The sequence below is a fragment of the Vibrio sp. 10N.222.46.A1 genome (assembly GCF_041473595.1).
GTDB classification, from domain to species: domain Bacteria; phylum Pseudomonadota; class Gammaproteobacteria; order Enterobacterales; family Vibrionaceae; genus Vibrio; species Vibrio tasmaniensis_A.
In genome coordinates this window covers 1-5,229 of record NZ_JBFRSN010000523.1, presented here as the reverse complement: position 1 = coordinate 5,229, position 5,229 = coordinate 1, and the positions used below count along the sequence as shown (strand labels likewise).

Sequence of the window (5,229 nt, the reverse complement as noted above, 5' to 3'; positions counted from 1 at the left end):
AGCCATACTCTTTCCCTCTATGAGGCGTTGCAGTGAAAAATAACTTAGACTCAAACTTACCGTTATCAACAAGGCTCTGGATCAACCTAAATCCCTGAGTTCCGCCTTTATCCTCTGTAGAGTTCAGATGATGTGCTTCATCTACAATAAGCATGTCCCAAGGCTCGGCATTGAGCATGCGCTCTTGCCGACCATTTTTGTCATTTCTTAACGTGGGTAGAGATGCCACAACCATATTATTTGCACCCCAATAATCCACTCGATCAGTGTCATTTTCCGGTGCATACATGCTTAACCTAATATCAAACATCTCAAGCATCCGCAGTTGCCATTGCTCAACTAAAGGCGCAGGGGTCAATATGAGTAAACGCTTGATTTTTTTTCTTTCAATCAAAGGCCAAAGAATCAACCCCGCTTCAACCGTTTTCCCCAACCCTACATCATCTGCGATTAACTGATTGGTTGGCCACTGCCTGAGTACACGATGACAAACCCATAGCTGATGAGGTAACAAATTGATATTCGACTTCGAGAAAACACTCCAACTTTCATTGATACTCTTGAGTGAGCTCGCTAAAGACTTTAAAGCCAGATCCGTAGCTTTCACGGCATTCCCAGACTGAATATCTGATTTGAGATCAGCAACAGGCTCAAGGTCACTGTTTAAACACTCCTCAAAACCGTGTTCAAATCTGACCAGTGATGTTTCTTGTTTGGCAAATTCAATCTTCCCTAATCCAAATTTCGGATGATTGACGCGTGCTACGTTATCCATGTTCAGCCTCACCTAAATCTAATGGCTCAAAATCAAAGCAGCGCTTAAACGCCTTTCTATCATTCAAAAGTACTCTAAAAGGGATATCAAAACTCAGTCCAAAGTGGCTATCATCTTCAACAAGCGTTTCTAAGAAAAAACTATAGAGCTGCTCTGAATTAGTCGGATTAGCTTCTGTATTTAAACCAGCTCCGATTTTGTTTAACAAGGTTCTAAGCCTCAGAGGTAAAACAAATGCATATTTATGAGTCGAAGAGCTAAATTCCTGTTCGATAACATAGTGCCTTGTGAGTTCTCGTAGAATAAAATTGATTCCAATTCCTAACGTTCCTTTGAGTTCAGCGACATCAATACCCGAGCCGGATAGTAGGCTTGAACTATTGGGCTGCAATAGGTCATTGAGGTTATTTATGAACGATGCATTCCTAAACAAGTTAACATAGTCTGTTAGCTTTGTAGCAAAACGATACAAAGGTAGAATCTGTACCCATACTCTATAGCGCTCATTAACCTTTGCTGTTTTCAGGTACTCTTCCATCAATTGGTTCCAATAGTCCGGCTTTGGCCCACCAGGTTGAGCTAACTTGTCCCACCACCCATGATTTTCAAACCATTCAATGACATTTCTATTCGCTGCGTCATTAGAATAAGCCAAGGTTTGGCAACAGCCTAGGTAGAACAACTTTAACCAACCTTTTCGTGTTTCTATCTGCTCTAAAGCAAAATCTTCTGCCATTAATTCCCATGGCATAGATTGGGCATACAGCAATTTATCGTGTTCAACTAAGTGGTAATCCTTTGTTTCGTTCCACCACTCCACGATGTTCTCTAGGATAGTGCTACTATCATCAACATTAGGAACAAACTCTTTCTGGGCATTTCTGACGTGTTGCGCCTTATCAGCTTCAGAGTCGATCCAAAGGCGAATAAAGCGAGACTGCTTATCAATATCCCATTGCCATTTATCAAGAACCTTAGGGTCAAATATACCCTCTTTGAGGAAATGAGGTCGAGATTGTTTTAGCTTGCTGAGCAGGGTCGCAGTGTGGGTTCCATCAACTATGTAAGAACACAAACCGTCTTGCTTTCCACCCTTGCCTTTATCGTCACTTTCTATCTGATGTGCCCAAGAATAAGGTTCGAACTCGGATTCAGAGCGAGCTAAATTAGCAAGTTTTTCACCATCACTGTCGTATTCCTCGCTGAGAATCGAAGTGGTTGGTGCAAAACGATTCAATAAGCTGTATTCGTTTACTCCCTTAAATAGCAACTTGTTAGATGGAACATAAACGCCAATCTTATTGTTGTTCAAAAAACGCATTTGCGAGAAATGCTCTTTTAATTCTCGTGTCTCTGATATGGTGGCATTAGACTTTGAGATTCGCTCTTCAAAGTTACCGTCGAACAAGCGACCGTAATAAGACGCTTTTGTAGGTGGAACTTCATAATTCGGAAGATCGTCTTTAATGAGTTCAATTAATTCCAGTTTTTTTAGGTTACCACTAAGTGGTGAAAATCCTATTCGCTCAAGCACATCAAAAACTTCATTAGAAACGATTCGATTTTGTTCAGATAACCTAGATAGTCGCTCATGCCCAGATAGAGAAGAATATACAGCACTGAGCAAACGTCCTGCTCCAATTTCAACACTTTTCAGATCGATTAGTTTACTTTCTTCACCAGCAAGTTTCGTCGGAAGTGCTGGATGACGTTTATAGAAATCAATAAGGCCATTCGAGCAAGTGAACATACTCTTTATCAATTCAGCTTTCGAACTATGATCACCTAGTTGATTGGGCCATTGTGTCGTAATTACATTCCAAACCGTTCGCCAGAAACCAGTAAATGTTGCTTTTTCACCTAGTCCCAGTTCCTCTGCAAACTCATCCCAATACTGGCATGATCTCTGATACATTTCCTCTAAGGCCACAGTAAGCTCCTGCCCTAGCAGCTTAGCCAACGCAATGTTGTCATCATTATCAACCGCTAACTGAGACCGACCTATGTCTACCGAAAATTGAGCATTAATACAAAAGCCTAGTTTGAGTTCTTCATCAATAGGGTTGAGTACCCAGAAGCTACTTAGCTTCTTTCGGTCCTCCAAAGAAACCAAGCCACTTTTATCTAACGCAAATATAAACTGGCCAGAAGCAGTCGTCACCGAAAGTACCTTACTGCTTCGAAGGTTTACTTCGCCTTGAGTGGCCTTATTTGTTGGCAGTTTGACGTCACCAATTGCTACCCCCTGCAGATTGTTAACGGCTGCACCCATCCATTCGAAACGCTTACCGTTAATATTAATTTGGCGAACATGGCGAGAGAACACTGTTAAAAGGCCCGCGCTACTCTCAAAGCGCCTTAGAATCGACGCTAATTGTTCTGTTGGTACTTTACAATTTGGTAGTTGAATCAGAGTTGGAATTTGATTATTGAACGCGTACCTTTCTGTGGCTTCTGTCAACGATGCCATTAGTGCTTTTTCTGGTATTTTGGGTAGAACCCCTGCTTGAATTTCGGCACAAATATCACCACTCACAATACGTGGTGTGTCTGAAAGCAATAGTGCACTCTTAAAGCCTAATCCAAATTTACCTGTTTTACCTTCGGCTTTGTCAGAAACATTCAGGCTCACCATTTTCTCTAAATCGCGTTCAAACCTATTTTTTCCAGCTGAATAGTTACTCGAACAGTAGTTAACTTCTCTCCCCCAATGACAGAAATTTAATTCATTGCCATTTTCGAGGTTAACGTCAAATCTCGGAACAATCTCAGCTTTACCTTTGGTCATATCTGAAAGTTCACTCAATGCGTCATCAGCATTTTGTAACAGCTCAAAAGGAACACTATTTGGAGAGTACTGAAAATGCTTGCTAATCTCTTTACGTACCGAATTAAGCACTAGAGTTTGAACTTTGGCATTATCTTCCATCACCTTTTGTATTTTAGCCAGAACTACTGAAAGTTTAGTCCGATCTTGCTTCACCGATTGGTCCGCTAACGCAAGCACTCGAGTTTCCCTGTTGTACTCAAGTTGCAAGTCCGACAGCCCTTCCTCTCTTACCTGTAAACGTTCCAACAAAGGCACCAAATTATTGAGTATAATTTGACGGGTCACTTGAATATCCGTTTGTTCTGAGTGCCCAAAACTCTTGAGAAAATCATTTTCAAAACGCAAGACAGCGCCAAATACTTCTTGGAATAGATCTTCCACGCCTTTCGCCAACAGACGAATCAAACGCTCCTTATCAATGTTGTTTGTATCCACCTTTCTAAGCTCAACCCGTTTGAGCTTGGCGTTAGATTTTTGGTGTATAAGCAGCGAGTTTGGTGTTCCTATCAGCTCAACCTCAACTCGATGACCAAAAATGGAATTCATAAATGTCGCGTTTTCAGCACATATCGACAATTCAAAGTCGATACTTTTGTATAAGGTATTAAAGGGCTGACCAGAATACGGCCCTCTCCCTCGGCTAATCGGGTCCCACTTGTTCTGATATATTTTACGAATCGCTTCAAAGTTGCTATTCACTAGATAACCCTTTGCCAAACTTTCAACACTTTCTTGCTTGGTAAACAGCGTCATAAAAGTGGCAATAGCGTCCATTGGTACACGCCTTTCCCAATCCTCAAAATAACTTCTCAGTATTTCTGCATTGCTACCATCTTCAACAATGTTTGTGGCCTGATTCGAAGAGCTCTGCTCAAATGACTTACTGCAATAGGGTTCAACGACTTTATATTCAACGGGATCGATAAGAAACTTTGGTGCCACTTGAGGGACGTCAGACACTAAGTTTGACCCGTTAACATATAATCCAAGTTGATTTCGAAAGCGTACTTGAGGCAATAACTCGACACCGGCTTGCGCTTTACACAGTGCACCAAGCAGTTGTGTTCTTAATTCAGCTGCGAAATCATCCTGACCACGGTCAGCAATTTTTTCTAGCGAAGTAAACAAAATACTAGCATCGACTTCATTGCATAGCATTTGTTGTTTATTTTCTGAAGGTACAAGATAGTTGGACTCAAACAGCTCGGAAAGAAGCAGCCAACCGACAAGATTTTCCGACAAATATGGAATACAGCACGCTTGTACAACAACCGTTTCTGTCACGGTTTCCAACTTGCCCAAAGCGTAGTTTTGTTTTTTCGCAGCCTCAGAGACCAATCGTGTACCAACTGCAGCCTTGTTATTTATAATCCAGCGTTCCAATTCGCTTTTAGTCTGACTGTCTTGAACAAGTCCATTAGACAATTGTGAAATATGATAAATCATGCTGTCTGAAGCACTGCATAATTTTGTTGAAGCAGGTAGCTCACTCAGTCCAAACTTCAATATTTGATTAGGTGCAACACAATGATTTGGTTCCTCTAGTGTTAACCACGGTGTTTCCTCAATTTTTCCGTGAAGTTCATCGGAAACGTCCGTTTTCTCATCTCGAATAATGCACAGC

General features: G+C 41.4%; 2 protein-coding genes. Both read right to left on the bottom strand.

Annotated features, from left to right (window positions below; all coding sequences use genetic code 11):
• Positions 1–775, bottom strand: a 775-nt coding sequence (locus tag AB4496_RS15155) for an SNF2-related protein (protein WP_372131276.1), incomplete at its 3' end; no start/stop codon positions are given.
• On the bottom strand, positions 768–5,229 hold a 4,462-nt coding region (locus tag AB4496_RS15150; RefSeq protein ID WP_372131274.1), incomplete at its 5' end, for a hypothetical protein. The genes AB4496_RS15155 and AB4496_RS15150, both read right to left, overlap by 8 nt.